Source organism: Streptomyces sp. NPDC051211 (assembly GCF_040689505.1).
Lineage (GTDB): Bacteria > Actinomycetota > Actinomycetes > Streptomycetales > Streptomycetaceae > Streptomyces.
The window spans coordinates 93,073-106,531 of record NZ_JBFBAV010000010.1 but is presented as its reverse complement, the minus strand read 5'-3'; the positions used below and the strand labels follow the sequence as shown (position 1 = coordinate 106,531).

At 71.3% G+C, this 13,459-nt stretch carries 15 protein-coding genes; 9 read left to right on the top strand and 6 right to left on the bottom strand.

Annotated features, from left to right (window positions below):
- Positions 1-37: 37 nt before the first annotated feature.
- The 3 genes from AB0447_RS13065 to pfkB all read left to right on the top strand — a co-directional run bounded on the left by AB0447_RS13065 (position 38) and on the right by pfkB (position 3,469).
- The gene (locus AB0447_RS13065) at positions 38-1,600 is read left to right on the top strand and encodes an MFS transporter (RefSeq protein WP_366476676.1); all 1,563 of its coding nucleotides are present in this window, start codon (positions 38-40) and stop codon (positions 1,598-1,600) included.
- Between the two features lie 130 nt (positions 1,601-1,730).
- On the top strand, positions 1,731-2,492 hold the full coding sequence (locus AB0447_RS13060; RefSeq protein WP_366476675.1) for a DeoR/GlpR family DNA-binding transcription regulator: 762 nt from the start codon (positions 1,731-1,733) through the stop codon (positions 2,490-2,492).
- Entirely contained in the window at positions 2,489-3,469 is a 981-nt protein-coding gene (gene pfkB, locus AB0447_RS13055; protein ID WP_366476674.1) for a 1-phosphofructokinase, read from the top strand. The genes AB0447_RS13060 and pfkB overlap by 4 nt, the downstream gene beginning before the upstream one ends.
- Positions 3,470-3,494: 25 nt before the next feature.
- On the opposite strand, the gene AB0447_RS13050 is transcribed toward pfkB, so the two are convergent.
- On the bottom strand, positions 3,495-4,274 hold the full coding sequence (locus AB0447_RS13050) for a DUF6227 family protein (protein ID WP_366476673.1): 780 nt from the start codon (positions 4,272-4,274) through the stop codon (positions 3,495-3,497).
- Between the two features lie 183 nt (positions 4,275-4,457).
- Here AB0447_RS13050 and AB0447_RS13045 point away from each other — a divergent pair, with 183 nt between their 5' ends.
- Positions 4,458-5,117 (top strand): vitamin K epoxide reductase family protein, encoded by a 660-nt coding sequence (locus AB0447_RS13045; RefSeq protein WP_366476672.1) that lies wholly within the window; start codon positions 4,458-4,460, stop codon positions 5,115-5,117.
- 114 nt (positions 5,118-5,231) lie between these two features.
- Here the strand turns inward: AB0447_RS13045 and AB0447_RS13040 are convergent, their stop codons facing one another.
- Entirely contained in the window at positions 5,232-5,642 is a 411-nt protein-coding gene (locus AB0447_RS13040; RefSeq protein ID WP_366476671.1) for a rodlin, read from the bottom strand.
- A gap of 270 nt (positions 5,643-5,912) precedes the next feature.
- Here AB0447_RS13040 and AB0447_RS13035 point away from each other — a divergent pair, with 270 nt between their 5' ends.
- Together AB0447_RS13035 and AB0447_RS13030 are read left to right on the top strand one after the other, a co-directional pair.
- Positions 5,913-6,347 (top strand): hypothetical protein, encoded by a 435-nt coding sequence (locus AB0447_RS13035; RefSeq protein WP_366476670.1) that lies wholly within the window; start codon positions 5,913-5,915, stop codon positions 6,345-6,347.
- A 142-nt stretch (positions 6,348-6,489) separates the two neighbouring features.
- Positions 6,490-6,729 carry a chaplin gene (locus tag AB0447_RS13030; RefSeq protein ID WP_366476669.1) on the top strand — a complete coding sequence of 80 codons (240 nt, stop codon included), beginning with the start codon at positions 6,490-6,492 and terminating at the stop codon, positions 6,727-6,729.
- 85 nt (positions 6,730-6,814) lie between these two features.
- Here the strand turns inward: AB0447_RS13030 and AB0447_RS13025 are convergent, their stop codons facing one another.
- From AB0447_RS13025 to AB0447_RS13010, 4 genes are all read right to left on the bottom strand, one after another.
- The gene (locus AB0447_RS13025) at positions 6,815-7,165 is read right to left on the bottom strand and encodes a hypothetical protein (protein ID WP_366476668.1); all 351 of its coding nucleotides are present in this window, start codon (positions 7,163-7,165) and stop codon (positions 6,815-6,817) included.
- A 143-nt stretch (positions 7,166-7,308) separates the two neighbouring features.
- A complete protein-coding gene (locus AB0447_RS13020; RefSeq protein WP_366476667.1) occupies positions 7,309-8,292 on the bottom strand; it encodes a chaplin family protein in 984 nt (327 codons plus the stop codon).
- Positions 8,293-8,425: 133 nt separating this feature from the next.
- Positions 8,426-8,659 carry a chaplin gene (locus AB0447_RS13015; protein ID WP_366476666.1) on the bottom strand — a complete coding sequence of 78 codons (234 nt, stop codon included), beginning with the start codon at positions 8,657-8,659 and terminating at the stop codon, positions 8,426-8,428.
- 236 nt (positions 8,660-8,895) lie between these two features.
- Positions 8,896-9,297, bottom strand: a complete 402-nt coding sequence (locus tag AB0447_RS13010; RefSeq protein WP_366476665.1) for a rodlin — start codon at positions 9,295-9,297, stop codon at positions 8,896-8,898.
- A 289-nt stretch (positions 9,298-9,586) separates the two neighbouring features.
- Between AB0447_RS13010 and AB0447_RS13005 the strand changes: the two genes are divergently transcribed.
- The 3 genes from AB0447_RS13005 to AB0447_RS12995 are packed head-to-tail and all read left to right on the top strand — an operon-like array spanning position 9,587 to position 13,432.
- Positions 9,587-10,696 carry a DUF3344 domain-containing protein gene (locus AB0447_RS13005; protein WP_366476664.1) on the top strand — a complete coding sequence of 370 codons (1,110 nt, stop codon included), beginning with the start codon at positions 9,587-9,589 and terminating at the stop codon, positions 10,694-10,696.
- A 31-nt stretch (positions 10,697-10,727) separates the two neighbouring features.
- Positions 10,728-11,912, top strand: a complete 1,185-nt coding sequence (locus tag AB0447_RS13000) for a glycosyltransferase family 4 protein (protein WP_366476663.1) — start codon at positions 10,728-10,730, stop codon at positions 11,910-11,912.
- A complete protein-coding gene (locus AB0447_RS12995) occupies positions 11,909-13,432 on the top strand; it encodes an exopolysaccharide biosynthesis polyprenyl glycosylphosphotransferase (protein ID WP_366476662.1) in 1,524 nt (507 codons plus the stop codon). The genes AB0447_RS13000 and AB0447_RS12995 overlap by 4 nt, the downstream gene beginning before the upstream one ends.
- The last annotated feature ends 27 nt before the right edge of the window (positions 13,433-13,459 follow it).

Here is a 13,459-nt window from a genome sequence, read left to right as displayed (position 1 = left end):
ACACCAACTGACCTACATGCCGTCTAGGTTTCTCTTCATGAGCACCGAGACGTCCAAGACATCGCCCGAGAACGAGACCGGGCCCGCACCAGAAGAAGGGCCGACCACCCCCGCCGACCGCCGCCGCTGGCTGGCCCTCGCCATCGTGATGACCGCCGCCTTCATGGACCTGGTCGACGTCACGATCGTCAACATAGCCATCCCCAGCATGAAGAGCGATCTCGGCGCCTCCACCAGCGCCATCCAGTGGATCTCCGCCGGATATGCCCTCGCCTTCGCCGCAGGCCTGATCACGGGCGGCCGCCTCGGTGACATCTACGGCCGCAAGCGCCTCTTCCTGATCGGCATGACCGGCTTCACCGCCGCCTCCCTGCTCTGCGGCATCGCCGCGGACCCGGGCATGCTCGTCGCCTCCCGCCTGCTCCAGGGGTCGATGGCGGCGTTGATGGTGCCGCAGGTGCTGGCGATCATCCACGTCACCTTCCCGCCGCAGGAGCGCGGCAAGGTCTTCGGCCTCTTCGGTGCCATCATCGGCCTCGGTGCCGTGATGGGCCCGCTGCTCGGCGCCCTGCTGACCGAGTGGAACCTGTTCGGTCTCGAATGGCGCCCGATCTTCCTGATCAACCTGCCCGTCGGCATCGCCGGTGTGATCCTGGGCCGCAAGTTCATCGCCGAGTCCAAGGCGCCGAAGGCCCTCCGCCTCGACCTGGCCGGCGTGGTCCTGGCCACCCTCGCCATGGTGATGCTGATCTACCCGCTCACCCAGGGCCGGGAGAACGACTGGCCGCTGTGGGGCTTCCTCTGCATGGGCGCGGTGCCGTTCGTGATCGCCGGGTTCATCGCCTTCGAGAAGTACAAGACACGGAAGGACGGCTCCCCTCTGGTCGAGCTGTCCCTGTTCAAGATCAAGAGCTTCGCCGGCGGAATCGCCGTCCAGGTCACCTTCGGCATCGCCAGCGGCATCTTCTTCATGGTCTGGACGCTGATGATGCAGATGGGCCTCGGCTGGGGCGCGCTGAAGTCCGGCCTCACCGGTATCCCGTTCTCCCTGGCGGTCTCCGTCTCCGCCGGCATGTCCGTGCAGAAGCTGGTGCCCCGGTTCGGCCGCAAGGTGCTCCAGGCGGGCGCGTTGATCATGGCCGCGGGCCTGCTGTTCTACATCTGGGAGTCGCAGCACTACGGCATGGCGATCACCCCCTGGCAGATGATCGCCCCGCTGGTCCTGCTCGGTATCGGCATGGGCCTGATCGTGGCTCCGCTGACGGATGCCGTCCTTTCCGAGGTGCCCCGCGAGGACGCCGGCTCCGCCTCCGGCCTGATCAACACCACCCAGCAGATGGGCAACGCGCTCGGGCTCGGTCTGACCTCGGTGGTCTACTTCGGCGTGATCGACGACGAGATGGTCCTCGGTGAGCAGTACGTCGAGGCCTTCCGCTTCGCGATGTGGTGGGTGATCGCGGTCATGGTGGTCATCTTCGCCGTGATGTACGCGCTGCCCCGCCGGCAGATCGTCACCGGCGTCGGCCACGAGGCGGAGGCCGGCGCGGCCGCCGAACCCGGTGCCGCCGGTCCGGCCCTGGAGAAGACTCCGGTGGCCTGACCCCGCCCCACGCCTACGGGCATGTCCGCCTCCGTCGGCGGGCATGCCCGTTTTGTTTGTTTTGCGGCGCAATCGGGCGTACTCTCGAAGCGAACCCACAGAACCGGGCATCCAACGGAAGCAAACCCACATGTACGCACCGGAGCGCCAGCAGGAGATCCTCCGCCTCGCCCGCGAGGCCGGCCGGGTCGACGTGCTCTCCCTCGCCGGACAGTTCCAGGTCACCGCGGAGACCGTCCGGCGCGACCTCAAGGCCCTGGACCGGGCCGGCCTGGTCCGCCGGGTGCACGGCGGAGCCATACCGGCCGGCCGCCTCGACTTCGAGCCCGACCTCACGGAGCGCGAGGCCACCGCCGCCGACGAGAAGGACCGCATCGCCCGCGCCGCCCTCGCCGAACTCCCCGACGGCGGCACCGCCATCCTCGACGCCGGAACCACCGTCGCCCGGCTGGCCGCCGACCTCCCCCTCGATGCGGCCCTCACCGTGGTCACCCATGCCCTGCCCGTCGCCGCCCGGCTCGCCGGCCACACCGGCATCGAACTGCACCTGGTCGGCGGCCGGGTCCGGCACCGCACCCGGGCCGCCGTGGACGCCTGGGCGCTCCGCGCGTACGCGGAGATCCGCGCGGACGTCGCCTTCATCGCCACCAACGGCTTCTCCGCCGACGGCGGGCTCACCACCCCCGACCTCGCCGAGGGGGCCGTCAAACGGGCCGTGGTCGCGGCCGCCCGCCGGGTGGTGCTGCTCGCCGACTCCGCGAAGGCGGGCGAGGAGCACTTCGCCCGGTTCGCCTCCTTCGCCGACGTCGACCTCCTCATCACCGACACCGGCCTCGCCGGCCACCACAAGGCGGCGATCGAGGCCGCCGGTACGGAAGTTGTGCTCGTATGATCCTCACCGTCACCCCCAACCCCTCCCTCGACCGCACCTACGAGGTCCCCTCCCTGGACCGCGGCGAGGTGCTCCGGGCCACCGGCGACCGGGTCGACCCCGGGGGCAAGGGCGTCAACGTCTCGCGAGCCGTCGCCGCGGCCGGCGTCCGCACCACCGCCGTCCTCCCGCTGGGCGGCGCCCCGGGCATCCTGATCGCCGAACTCCTCACCGCCCAGGGCGTGGACGTGACCGCGGTGTCCATCTCCGGCCAGACCCGCTCCAACATCTCCCTGGCCGAACCGGACGGTACCCTCACGAAGATCAATGCGCCCGGCCCGGAGCTCACCCCGGAGGAGTCCCTGCTCCTCCTCGACACCGTCCGCACCCACTCCGGCGCGGCCGACTGGATCGCCTGCTGCGGCAGCCTGCCGCGCGGACTGCCGCCCGAGTGGTACGCGGACCTGGTCGCCCGCGCCCACGACGCGGGCGCCCGGATCGCGCTGGACACCTCCGGCCCCGCCCTGCTGTCCGCCCTGCCGGCCCGCCCCGACGTGATCAAGCCCAACGCGGAGGAACTCGCCGAGGCGGTCGGGCGGCCGCTTGCCACCCTGGGCGACGTGGTCAAGGCCGCCGAGGAACTCCGGGCGCTGGGCGCCGGAGCGGTGCTGGCCAGCCTGGGCGCGGACGGCCAGCTGCTGGTCGAGGAGTCCGGCACCTACTACGGCACGGCCGAGGCGGGCGCGGTCCGCAGCAACGTGGGTGCGGGCGACGCCTCGCTGGCCGGCTTCCTGATCGCGGGCGGTGCCGGCCCGGCCGCCCTGGCATCGGCCCTGGCGCACGGCGCGGCAGCGGTCCGGCTGCCGGGCAGCGCCATGCCCACCCCCGCCGACCTGAACCCCTCCGCTGTCACGGTGACCCAGGACGTCCCCCTGGACCTCCCGCTCTCCGAACCGGCGCAAAGGAGCAACCGGCAGCGGCAGGCCCGGCGGGCCTGATCCTCCTGCCCCGGAGGGTGCGGTCTCAGCGGACCCGCGCGCGGAGCTCCATCGCTTCGCGTGCGGCCGCCTCGCTCTCGTACACCTCGCACATGTGCCGCCCGTCGGGGGTCGCCGTGTGCTCGACCTCCCACAGGCTGAGCTCGGCCCCGTCCAGCAGCACGAACGCGTGCTCGTAGAGGCTGAATCCGGCGTCCCGGCCGTCCGCCAGGGACTGCCGGGTGCCGAACGCCTGGGTGATCCGGTGCGCGTACGCCGACCTCAGCAGCCGGGCCGTCTCCTCGCCCGGCCGGTCCGTGTTCTCCGCCCGGCGCAGCACCCGGCGGGCGTGGTCGGGGGAGTCGTCCACCGCGTACTCCCGGTGCCGCTGCAACGGCGTGGAGGCGGCGGCCGCGAACAGCGCGGTCAGCACCGCCACATCGTCCACCATGCCGTCCGGGTCGTCCGGCAGCAGCGTGAACTCCGCGTGTGCGGCCGGTTCCGCATCGCCGAACAGCCGGTTCACGGCCAGCGCGAGCTCCGACCGGCTCGCGAACACCTCGTGCCGGACGGCCCGGTCCGCACCCTTCCGGTAGGTCAGCTCCCACACCGCGGCCGAGGTGCCGTCGGCCAGCAGGTAGGTGTGCCGGTGGGTCTCCCGCCACAGGCCGGAGGCCGGGCTGTGGTGCGTGGTGTGCAGCGAAGAGCTGTGGGCGAGCGCCGTGCCGATGCGCTCGACCAGACGGTCCGGCAGGTCGAAGGAGTTGAGGGCGCGGCCCAGGAGTCGTTCGAGGTGGGCCTCGGTTGTCTCGTACGGATCGCTCAAGGTGGGTCTCCAGGCCGTCGCAGCTTGTCACTTCGCGGGAGCTCAACGTAGCCCCTGGGCCTGACATCACGTCCGGGGTTCGGTAAAACGTCCGGGAAGCATCAGGGGTTCCCGCCACCCCTTCAGGTCAACTTGCCTATGAATAAGCATGGTTCACCGCGGTCTGGGATGGATCGGTGGAGTATGGGCCGTATGGCAACGAATGCAGCGAACACCGTGGGCGTCCCCCGCCAGCAGGGGGCGGCCCAGAGCCGGCGGGACGGTGAACCGCCCGCCCCGCCCAGGGCATTGGCCTGGCTCCTGGTCCTCACCGGAGCCGCCGGACTGCTGGCCTCCTGGGTGATCACCCTGGACAAGTTCCACCTGCTGGAGGACCCGTCCTTCAAGCCGGCCTGCAGCCTGAACCCGGTCGTCTCCTGCGGCAGCGTGATGAAGAGCGAGCAGGCGGCCGCGTTCGGCTTCCCCAACCCGATGCTGGGACTGGCCGCCTACGCGGTGGTCGTCTGCGTCGGCGCGGGTCTGCTGGCCGGCGCCCGCTACCGGGGCTGGTTCTGGCTGGGACTGAACGCCGGCACCCTCTTCGGAACCGGCTTCTGCGGCTGGCTGATGGTCCAGTCGCTCTACGAGATCAACGCGCTCTGCCTGTGGTGCTGCCTGGCCTGGGTGGCGACGCTGCTCATGTTCTGGGCCGTGACCGCGCACACCGTACGGACCGGGATCCTGCCCGCGCCCGCACCGCTCAAGGCCTTCTTCGCGGACTTCGGCTGGGCGCCGCCGGCCCTGCACCTCGGGGTGATCGGGATGCTGGTCCTCACCCGGTGGTGGGAGTTCTGGACGGGCTAGACGGCGGCGGACGCCGCGCGAGGGCCCCGGCAGCTGGTGGCTGCCGGGGCCCTCGTCAGGTCACCGCATCGCTCCACGGGCGTCAGGGGCCCGGACCGGAAGGGGGAGCGGGATTCAGCTGCCGATCGAGCCGTTGCCCGAGAGCACCGGGATGTTGCTGAGGATGTGCGACAGCGGCTCGTCACCCTTGGCCTGGGTGGAGTTCTCCGTGCACTGCTGGTTCTGCGGGTTGGACAGGACGTTGATGTCCTGGACACCGACGTTCACAAAGGCGAGCAGCGACTGGACGTTGAGCTTGGCGGGCAGGCCGATGCAGGGCTTGTTGAGCGTGCCCTGGACCAGGCTGAGCTGCGGGCTCTGCTCGCCTTCGGTCTTCTGGTTGCCGTAGATCTGCTGGGCACCGTTGCCGTTGACGGTGTTGACGCCGTTGTCGTTGCCGATGGCCATCGCGGGGGCGGCCACAGCGGCGCCCGCGCCGACCACAGCAGCGGTGACTGCGGCGGTGGCCATAATCTTCTTGAGCATTTTGGTCCTTTTGTCGCACGAGTGCCCGCTAATGGAGCGCCCTGATCAACTGCCCGGTCCGCGGGTTGGTTCCGCTGCTTCACTCAAACGGCGCGTTCGGGCGGGCCATTTCGTCAGGCCGGGTGAGGCGGCCCCGGACGGCTGCGCGAAGCCCGTACGCACCCCGCAAGGCATCAAGATCCTGTTGCGCTCCGTGAAAGGTGTTCGCACGGTGGGTGAGGAAGCGGACTGCTGTGGTCCGCCCCCGCACGTCCACGAGAAGGAACGCCCATGGACCCCAAGAAGGCGACTCGCGCACTCGTCCCCTCGGCCCTTGCCGCCGTCATACTCTTCGGCGCGGCCGCCCCCGCGAGCGCCATCGACGGAGAGCGCGCCGCGACCAGCCGGGCAGCGGCCGCGGGTCCGATCGACGACCTGGTGAACGGCATCCTCGAGTCGATCAGGAGGCTCCTGCCGCCCGGTGTCACACTGCCCACGATCACCATCCCGGAGATCAAGCTCCCCGAGATCAAGCTGCCGGAGATCCCGGGCGTGCAGCTGCCGCAGATCCCCGGGGTGCAGATCCCGGAGATCCCCGGGCTGACCCCGCCGCAGCTGCCCGCCCCGGGCACGCCGGTGGAGATCGTGCCCGAGCTTCCGGAGATCGTGCCGGAAGTCCCGGAGACCGTGCCGGACGCGGCGACCCCGTTCAGGGGCCGGTCGTAACGGCTCCGGCCGGTCGTGGTTACGACTATTGGGCTGAACAGGTCGTATTGCGGCGTGGGCCGTGTCGTCATCGGGAGTGGGACGTTTCGCTCGGTGTGAGCCCCGGACCGGGGCAGAACATCGAACAGAAGGTGCACTTCCCATGAACACTGCCAAGAAGGCCGCCGTAGCCCTGGCCGGTGCCGGTCTCGCCGTCGCGGGTGCCGCGGGTGCTTCGGTCGCCGACTCCAAGGCCGAGGGCGTTGCCGCCGGCTCCCCCGGCGTCATCTCGGGCAACCTGGTCCAGGTCCCGGTGCACATTCCGATCAACATCTGCGGCAACTCGGTGAGCGTCATCGGCGCCCTGAACCCGGCGTTCGGCAACGTCTGCTTCAACGACTGATCTTCGGATCCGTCGACTCGGAACAATGTGGGCGCCACCGGCATCGCCGGTGGCGCCCACAGTCGTACGGGGTCTCGGGCGGGGGTCAGCCCTGGCCGCCGTTCACGTGCAGACCGCCGAGCATGGGCGCGACCTGGCCGGCCAGGTTGGCGGTCTCCAGCACCTGGCCGGGGGCGTTGTTGCGGGCCTTGTTCACGTCCTGCACGGTGCCGACCACGTGGTTGACGGTGTCGCCCTGCTCGGCCAGGCCGTTGCCGACGTGCTGGGGGAGGTCCTGGGCCAGCGGAGCGGCGGCGTTCAGGGTCTCGGTCACCCCTCCGGTCAGGCTCATGGGGGGCATCGCGGGCGCCTCGGCCGCGAGGGCGGGCGCGGCGGCGGATGCCGCGAGCGCGGCGACGGAACCAGCGACGACGGCGGCGGCCTTCGAATACTTCATTTTCGGAATCCTTTTCCAGTGACGACCTTCGCGTCACTATCGCCCTGGCTAACGATCCCGTGCCGCTGCGGAAACTCATGCGGCCGGAGAATCCCGACGGGGGATTATCCGGCCGCATGTTTTTTCCCATGTTTTCCGATGAATCAGTTGATACGGGACCTCCGGTACAGGATGGACCCGCCGAGCAGCAGCGCGGTGGCGAGGGCGGCCAGCGCCTCCGGCGAACCGGCACCGGTTTCCGCGAGCACCGGAGCAACGACGGGTGCCGGGGCGGGGGCCGGTGCGGGGGCGATCTCCGGGGCTGCCCCGGGAGCGGGCGCAGGCGCGGGCTCCAGGTCGACCGGCCGGTCACCGGCCGGTGCGGCCGGCGGCTGATCGGCGGGCGGGGCGACCGGAGCCGCCGGGCGCTCGATGACCTGGCTGCCGCGCGGCGGGGCGGGCGCGGGGGCCTCCTCGGGCGCCGGCGGGTGATCGTCGCACTCTTCTTCTTCGCGGCCGGGGCCGTCGTGTCCGCCCTGGTGGGGCTCGTCCCGCGGCTCATGCCGGGGCTCGTGCCTCGGCTCGTCCCGGGGCTCGTGCCTCGGCTCGTCCCGGGGCTCGTGCCTCGGCTCGTCCCGAGGTTCGTGACGGGGTTCGTCGCGGGGCTCGTGCCTCGGCTCGTCGCGCGGTTCGTGCCTCGGCTCGTCGCGCGGCTCGTGACGCGATTCGTCGCGGGGTTCGTGCCTCGGCTCGTCCCGGGGTTCGGGCCGGGGCTGGGGCCGAGGCGGCTCGTACGCGGGCTCGTGTGCCTGCTCGTCGAGGTACCGCTCGACGGCCGCGGCGTGCTCCGGGCTCAGGTAGCGGGAGTGGTCGTGGTCTGCGTCCCCGCCGGTCGTGTTCGCGCACTCGTTGCCGAACGCCGGGTTCAGTGCGCCGCCCGGGTTCACGGTGTTGCCGCACACGTTCGGGGCGAAGGTGATCGGTACCGCGACACTGTTGCCCGCCAGCACGCCCGGTGAATGCGAGGCCTCGGCTGTCGTCCCGGCGTGCGCGAACGCGGCGCCGCCCGCGATCGACAGCAGACCGGAGGCGGCCGCGGCCGTGAGCACCCCCTTGCTCAGTACCTGTCGGCTCAGTACCTGTCGCATGGGTCCTTCCCTGTTTCTACCGGCGCTGCGCCGGTGCGGAATCGAAGGTGGCCTCGGAGTGCACCGCCGTGCACTCCGAGGCCACCCCGAGGAGGTCTGCCCTTGCGGGCAACAGGCGCTGGACGCGCCCGGGTCAGTTGTTGACGCAGGTGTTGCCGAACGCGGGGTTCAGCAGGCCGACCACGCTGATGGTGTTGCCGCAGACGTTGATCGGGATGTGCACCGGGACCTGGACCAGGTTGCCCGAGAGGACGCCGGGGGAGTGGGCGGCGTAGCCTTCGGCGCGGGCGTCGGCCATCGCGGGGGCGGCGGCACCGGTGGCCATCAGAACACCGGCGGCGAGCACGACTGCCTTCTTGTACGTCATTTGATTTTCGATCCTTTCCCGCAGCGACCTTTTGTCGCTGCATAAATAACAACGAGCCGCGCCGGGAAAAGAAACCGAGCATTTCTCGGAGCTCGGGAGCAATTCACTCTGTTGCCGTCCGGGCTGTTCGGAAGCCGTGCGGAACTCAATGGTGCGGCGGTATTCGGATATGCGGGCCCGCACGCGGCGAGGCCGCCGCGCCCGAAGACGCGGCGGCCTCGCCGGTGGGGGTGCGATCAGCTGCCGGAGGAGATGTTGCCGGAGAGGATCGGGATGTTGCTGAGGATGTGCGAGAGAGCCTCGTCGCCCTTGGCCTGGGTGGAGTTCTCGGTGCACTGCTGGGTCTGCGGGCTCGACAGGACCGGGATGTCCTGGACGCCGACGTTGACGAGCGCCAGGATGGACTGCACGTTGCCCTTGACGGGCAGGGCGACACAGGGCTTGTTGAGCGAGCCCTGGATCAGCGCCATCTGGGGGCTCATGTTCCCGTACGTGGCCTGGTTGCCGTAGATCTGCGACGCGCCGTTGCCGTTCACGGTGTTGATGCCGTTGTCGTTGCCGATAGCCATCGCCTGGGCCGAGCCCATGCCCACGACGCCGGCTGCGACCGCCGCGGTGGCCATCATCTTCTTGATCACTGTCGTCCCTTTTCTGCAGGATGCCCGGTACAGGAGCACCCGGATCAACTGCCCGGCGGTGGTTTGGGTTGCGTGCCTTCACCCGGATGCCGCTACCCGGGGTCCGCGTTGACGGCCGGGTGTTCCCGGGCTTCGAACGGCGGCGCACCCTCGTAACGACCTGCCCTCCGCGAGGGTGCGCGCGATCGCCCAAAAGGCCGTACAAGCGAGTCCGACGTGATTTCGAGCGCGATTTCTGACAAAGTGCGGAACCAGTTTCGTCCCAATGATCGAAAATGGTGACAGGGTCATGGGTTCCTCCCGCAGAATCCTCGGCGCACTCGGTCTTGTGTCCTCCTTCGCTCTTTCGCTCAACGCGCCCGTGACGGGCGCCGCGGCCGCTCCGGCACCTAAAGAATTGCCCAAGATTCCGTTCACCCAGCGTTATCAGGCCGTGCAGCACGGCGGCCTGGTCCGGGCCTCCAACTCGGGGATCAGCTGCCGCAAGGAGGAGGCCGAGGGGGCCGCTCCGTGTGCCGAGGTGAAGCGCGGTGCGGCGGGGATCAACAGCGAGTTCGAGATGTTCTACAGCGAGGTCGACAAGGACCCGGACACCTACAACTCCACCCGGGCCGAGCTGAAGGTCCCGGCCGGCGCCAAGGTCTCGTACGCGCGGCTCTACTGGGGTGGCAACCTCCGGGTCGGCGAGCAGAAGCCGCCCGAGGACAACGGCCGGGTGCTGGTCGCCGAGCCGGGCGGCTCGTACAAGGACGTGCTGGCGGACACCGTGATCGGGCACCGGACCGACGCGGGCAGCGACGCCTACCAGGCCTCCGCCGACGTCACCCCGCTGGTCCGCAAGGGCGGTGCCGGGATGTGGACGGTGGCCCAGCTCAACATCGCCATGGGCCACTCGCAGGTGGGCGCCTGGGGTGGCTGGACGCTGGTGGTCGCCTACGAGCACCCGGAGGAGCCACTGCGCCGGATCTCGCTCTGGGACGGCTTCGAGGCGCCGACCGCCCCCGCACCGGGCAAGGCGGAGGCCGTGCCGACCGTGGAGCTCGACGGGCTCGACGTGCCCGCGCGGGGGACCGGGAAGGCCGGGGTGGTCGGCTACGACGGGGATCGCGGCACCCTCGGGGACTCACTCACCGTGACCGCCGACAGCGGGCGGAGGGTGGGTCTCAGTGATCCGGAAAACCCGTTCAATGATGTGATGAATTCTACTATCACAGAATTCGGACATCCCTCGTTCAGGCGACAACCCGAACATGTGAATAACTTGGGATATGACGCGGACGTGTTCGATTTGAGCCCCGCACTGACCAGTGGCGCCCGCAGCCTCAGGTTCGCGTTCGCGGGCGAAAGCCAGGGTCATTTCCTCGGCGTGCTCTTCGTGCAGACAGACGCGCGCAGCTGAAACGTACGAAGAGCACGGAAGGCCATTCGACGTGTCGTCAGATCCTGTGCCCGGCCAGCTCACCGTCCTCCACCTCGTCCAGCCCGTGGAGGGCGGCGTCGCCCGGGTCGTCACCGACCTCGTCCGCGCCCAGACCGCCGCAGGCCTGCGCACCGTCGTGGCCTGCCCGAGCCACGGCAGGCTCGCCGAGGACGCCCGGGCCGCCGGAGCCGAAGTGCTCCGCTGGCGGGCCGGCCGCGCACCCGGGCCGGGCCTGGCCGTCGAGGCACTCACCGCCGCCCGGGTGATCCGCCGGATCGGCCCCGACGTCCTGCACGCCCACAGCGCCAAGGCCGGACTGGCCGGGCGGCTCGCCGTCCGCGGCGCCCTGCCCACCCTCTTCCAGCCGCACGCCTGGTCCTTCGACGCGGTCGGCGGAACCACCGCCGCACTCGCCCTCAGATGGGAGCGGTTCGGGGCCCGTTGGGCCGACCGGGTGCTCTGCGTCAGCGAGGCCGAACGGCGGGCCGGCGAGTCCGCCGGGATCACCGCGCACTGGGCCGTCGTACGCAACGGTGTGGACCTGGACCACTTCCGCCCCGGCGGCCCCGACCCCGCCCAGGACAAGGCCGCCGCCCGCGCCGCACTCCCGCTGCCCGAGGCCTTCCGGGGCGACGGGCCGCTCGCCGTCTGCGTGGGCCGGCTCTGCCAGCAGAAGGGCCAGGACGTGCTGCTGCGTGCCTGGCCCGAGGTCCTCGACACGGTTCCCGGCGCCCGCCTCGTCCTCGTCGGCGACGGCCCCGACACCGAACGGCTCCGCCGAACGGCCCCGCCCGGTGTGCTCTTCGCGGGTGCCGCCGCCGACATCCGACCGTGGCTTCGAGCCGCCGATCTCGTTGTACTGCCGTCGCGCTGGGAAGGCATGGCGCTCGCCCCACTCGAAGCCATGGCCTGTGGCCGGCCGGTCCTGGTCTCCGACGTCAGCGGGGCCCGGGAGAGCCTGCCGCCCGGCCAGGGACGGCTCTGCCTGGTACCGCCGGAGCAGCCGACCGCCCTGGCCAAGGCCCTGGGCGGACTGCTCACCGATCCGCGCCTGCTCGACGAGCTGGGACGGCAGGCGCAGCAGCACGCCCGGACCGACCTCGACGTGCGGCGGACCACGGACGCGGTCACCGGCCTGTACCACGAACTGCTGGGCAGGCCCCGGCCCTTGAACCAGGAGCGCAACAGCCGATGACGATGGACAGCGCACACGCACCGCACTCGGGGCGTGGCGGCACACAGCCCGCCACCGCCGTCCGCCGGTCGGTGACCTCCATCCACCCGCCGCGGGGCCCCCAAGCCGACCAGGCCCGCCCGGCCGTGCGGTCGCAGCGGGTCCGCCGGCACGACGGGGTCGCCCCCCTGCTCACCGCCGACGCGCTGGCCACCGTACTCACCGCCGCCGTGGTCCCCGGACCGGTCCTGCCGGGCGAGGCCGCCGGCTCGCTCGCCCTCCTCGCGGCCCTGCCGGTCGTCGCCGCCCTGCACGCGCAGGCCGGGCTGTACCGGCCCCGGCTCGCGCCCTCCGCCCTGCTCGAACTGCCCGCGCTGGCCGGGCGGGCGGCCGTCCTCTGGTGCACCGCCGCAGCCGTAGTCGCCGCCCTCGAACCGGGTGCCGCCCTCGGCTGGAGCCTGCTCCTCACCGCCGTCGCCCTCCAGACCGTCCTGGCCTGTGCCGGGCGCGGGCTGGTCCACCAGCTGCGCCGCCGGACCGCCGTACGCCGCCCCTCCTCCGCCCTGGTCGTCGGGCCCGGAGCCGGGGCGGGCGCGGTGGCCGCCGCGCTGCACGGGCACCCGCAGTACGGCCTGCGCCCGGTCGGCCTCGCCGACACCGCGCCGGCGGCCGCCGACGGCGAAGGCGGCGCGGCCGGGGCGCTGCCCCGGCTCTCCGACCACGAGGACATCCGCCGCGCGGTCATCCAGAACTCCGTCCGGCACGCCGTGTTCACCCGCCCGCCCGAGGCCGACGAGCGCACCGCCTCCCTGGTCAGGCTCTTCCACGACCACGGCTGCCGGCTCTGGCTCGCCGACCCGGCCGGCACCGCCAAGGTCACCGGCATGCGGGTGGCCCAGCCCGCCGACCAGCTGTGGGGCTTCGCCGTGCAGCCGCTGCTGCCGCGCCCGGCGCGCCCGGTGGAGCGCTGGGTCAAGCGGGCCATCGACAGCACCCTGGCGGCCGTCGCACTGGTCGCGGCCGCGCCCGTACTGGGTGTCTGCGCGCTGGCCGTACGACTCTCCGACGGCCCCGGGGTGATCTTCCGTCAGGAGCGGGTCGGCCTCTACGGGCGCCCCTTCACCCTGCTGAAGTTCCGCACCCTGCGCGCCGACGAGCACGAGTCCGCCACCCGCTGGACGGTCGCGGGCGACAACCGGATGAGCCCGGTCGGCTCCTTCCTGCGCAAGTCCTCGCTGGACGAGCTGCCGCAGCTGTGGAACGTGGTCAGGGGTGACATGAGCCTGGTCGGTCCGCGTCCCGAACGGCCGTTCTTCGTCGCGAAGTTCTCCTCCGTGCACCCGGGGTACGAGGCCCGGCACCGGATGCCGGTCGGCATCACCGGGCTGGCCCAGATCAACGGTCTGCGCGGGGACACCTCCATCGAGGACCGGGCCCGGTTCGACAACCACTACATCGACACCTGGTCGCTCTGGCAGGACCTGTGGATCCTGGCCCGCACCGCGGCCTCGTTCTTCCGTTTCCGGCTGGGGGGCAGTTGAGCATGAGTCTTGCCGTACACACGGGCC

Bases quoted from the DNA above. Each gene is read 5' to 3' on its own strand.
- AB0447_RS13065 (WP_366476676.1), top strand. From the start codon at position 38: ATGAGCACCGAGACGTCCAAGACATCGCCCGAGAACGAGACCGGGCCC.
- AB0447_RS13060 (WP_366476675.1), top strand. From the start codon at position 1,731: ATGTACGCACCGGAGCGCCAGCAGGAGATCCTCCGCCTCGCCCGCGAG.
- pfkB (WP_366476674.1), top strand. From the start codon at position 2,489: ATGATCCTCACCGTCACCCCCAACCCCTCCCTCGACCGCACCTACGAG.
- AB0447_RS13045 (WP_366476672.1), top strand. From the start codon at position 4,458: ATGGGCCGTATGGCAACGAATGCAGCGAACACCGTGGGCGTCCCCCGC.
- AB0447_RS13040 (WP_366476671.1), bottom strand. From the start codon at position 5,642: ATGCTCAAGAAGATTATGGCCACCGCCGCAGTCACCGCTGCTGTGGTC.
- AB0447_RS13035 (WP_366476670.1), top strand. From the start codon at position 5,913: ATGGACCCCAAGAAGGCGACTCGCGCACTCGTCCCCTCGGCCCTTGCC.
- AB0447_RS13030 (WP_366476669.1), top strand. From the start codon at position 6,490: ATGAACACTGCCAAGAAGGCCGCCGTAGCCCTGGCCGGTGCCGGTCTC.
- AB0447_RS13025 (WP_366476668.1), bottom strand. From the start codon at position 7,165: ATGAAGTATTCGAAGGCCGCCGCCGTCGTCGCTGGTTCCGTCGCCGCG.
- AB0447_RS13020 (WP_366476667.1), bottom strand. From the start codon at position 8,292: ATGCGACAGGTACTGAGCCGACAGGTACTGAGCAAGGGGGTGCTCACG.
- AB0447_RS13015 (WP_366476666.1), bottom strand. From the start codon at position 8,659: ATGACGTACAAGAAGGCAGTCGTGCTCGCCGCCGGTGTTCTGATGGCC.
- AB0447_RS13005 (WP_366476664.1), top strand. From the start codon at position 9,587: ATGGGTTCCTCCCGCAGAATCCTCGGCGCACTCGGTCTTGTGTCCTCC.
- AB0447_RS12995 (WP_366476662.1), top strand. From the start codon at position 11,909: ATGACGATGGACAGCGCACACGCACCGCACTCGGGGCGTGGCGGCACA.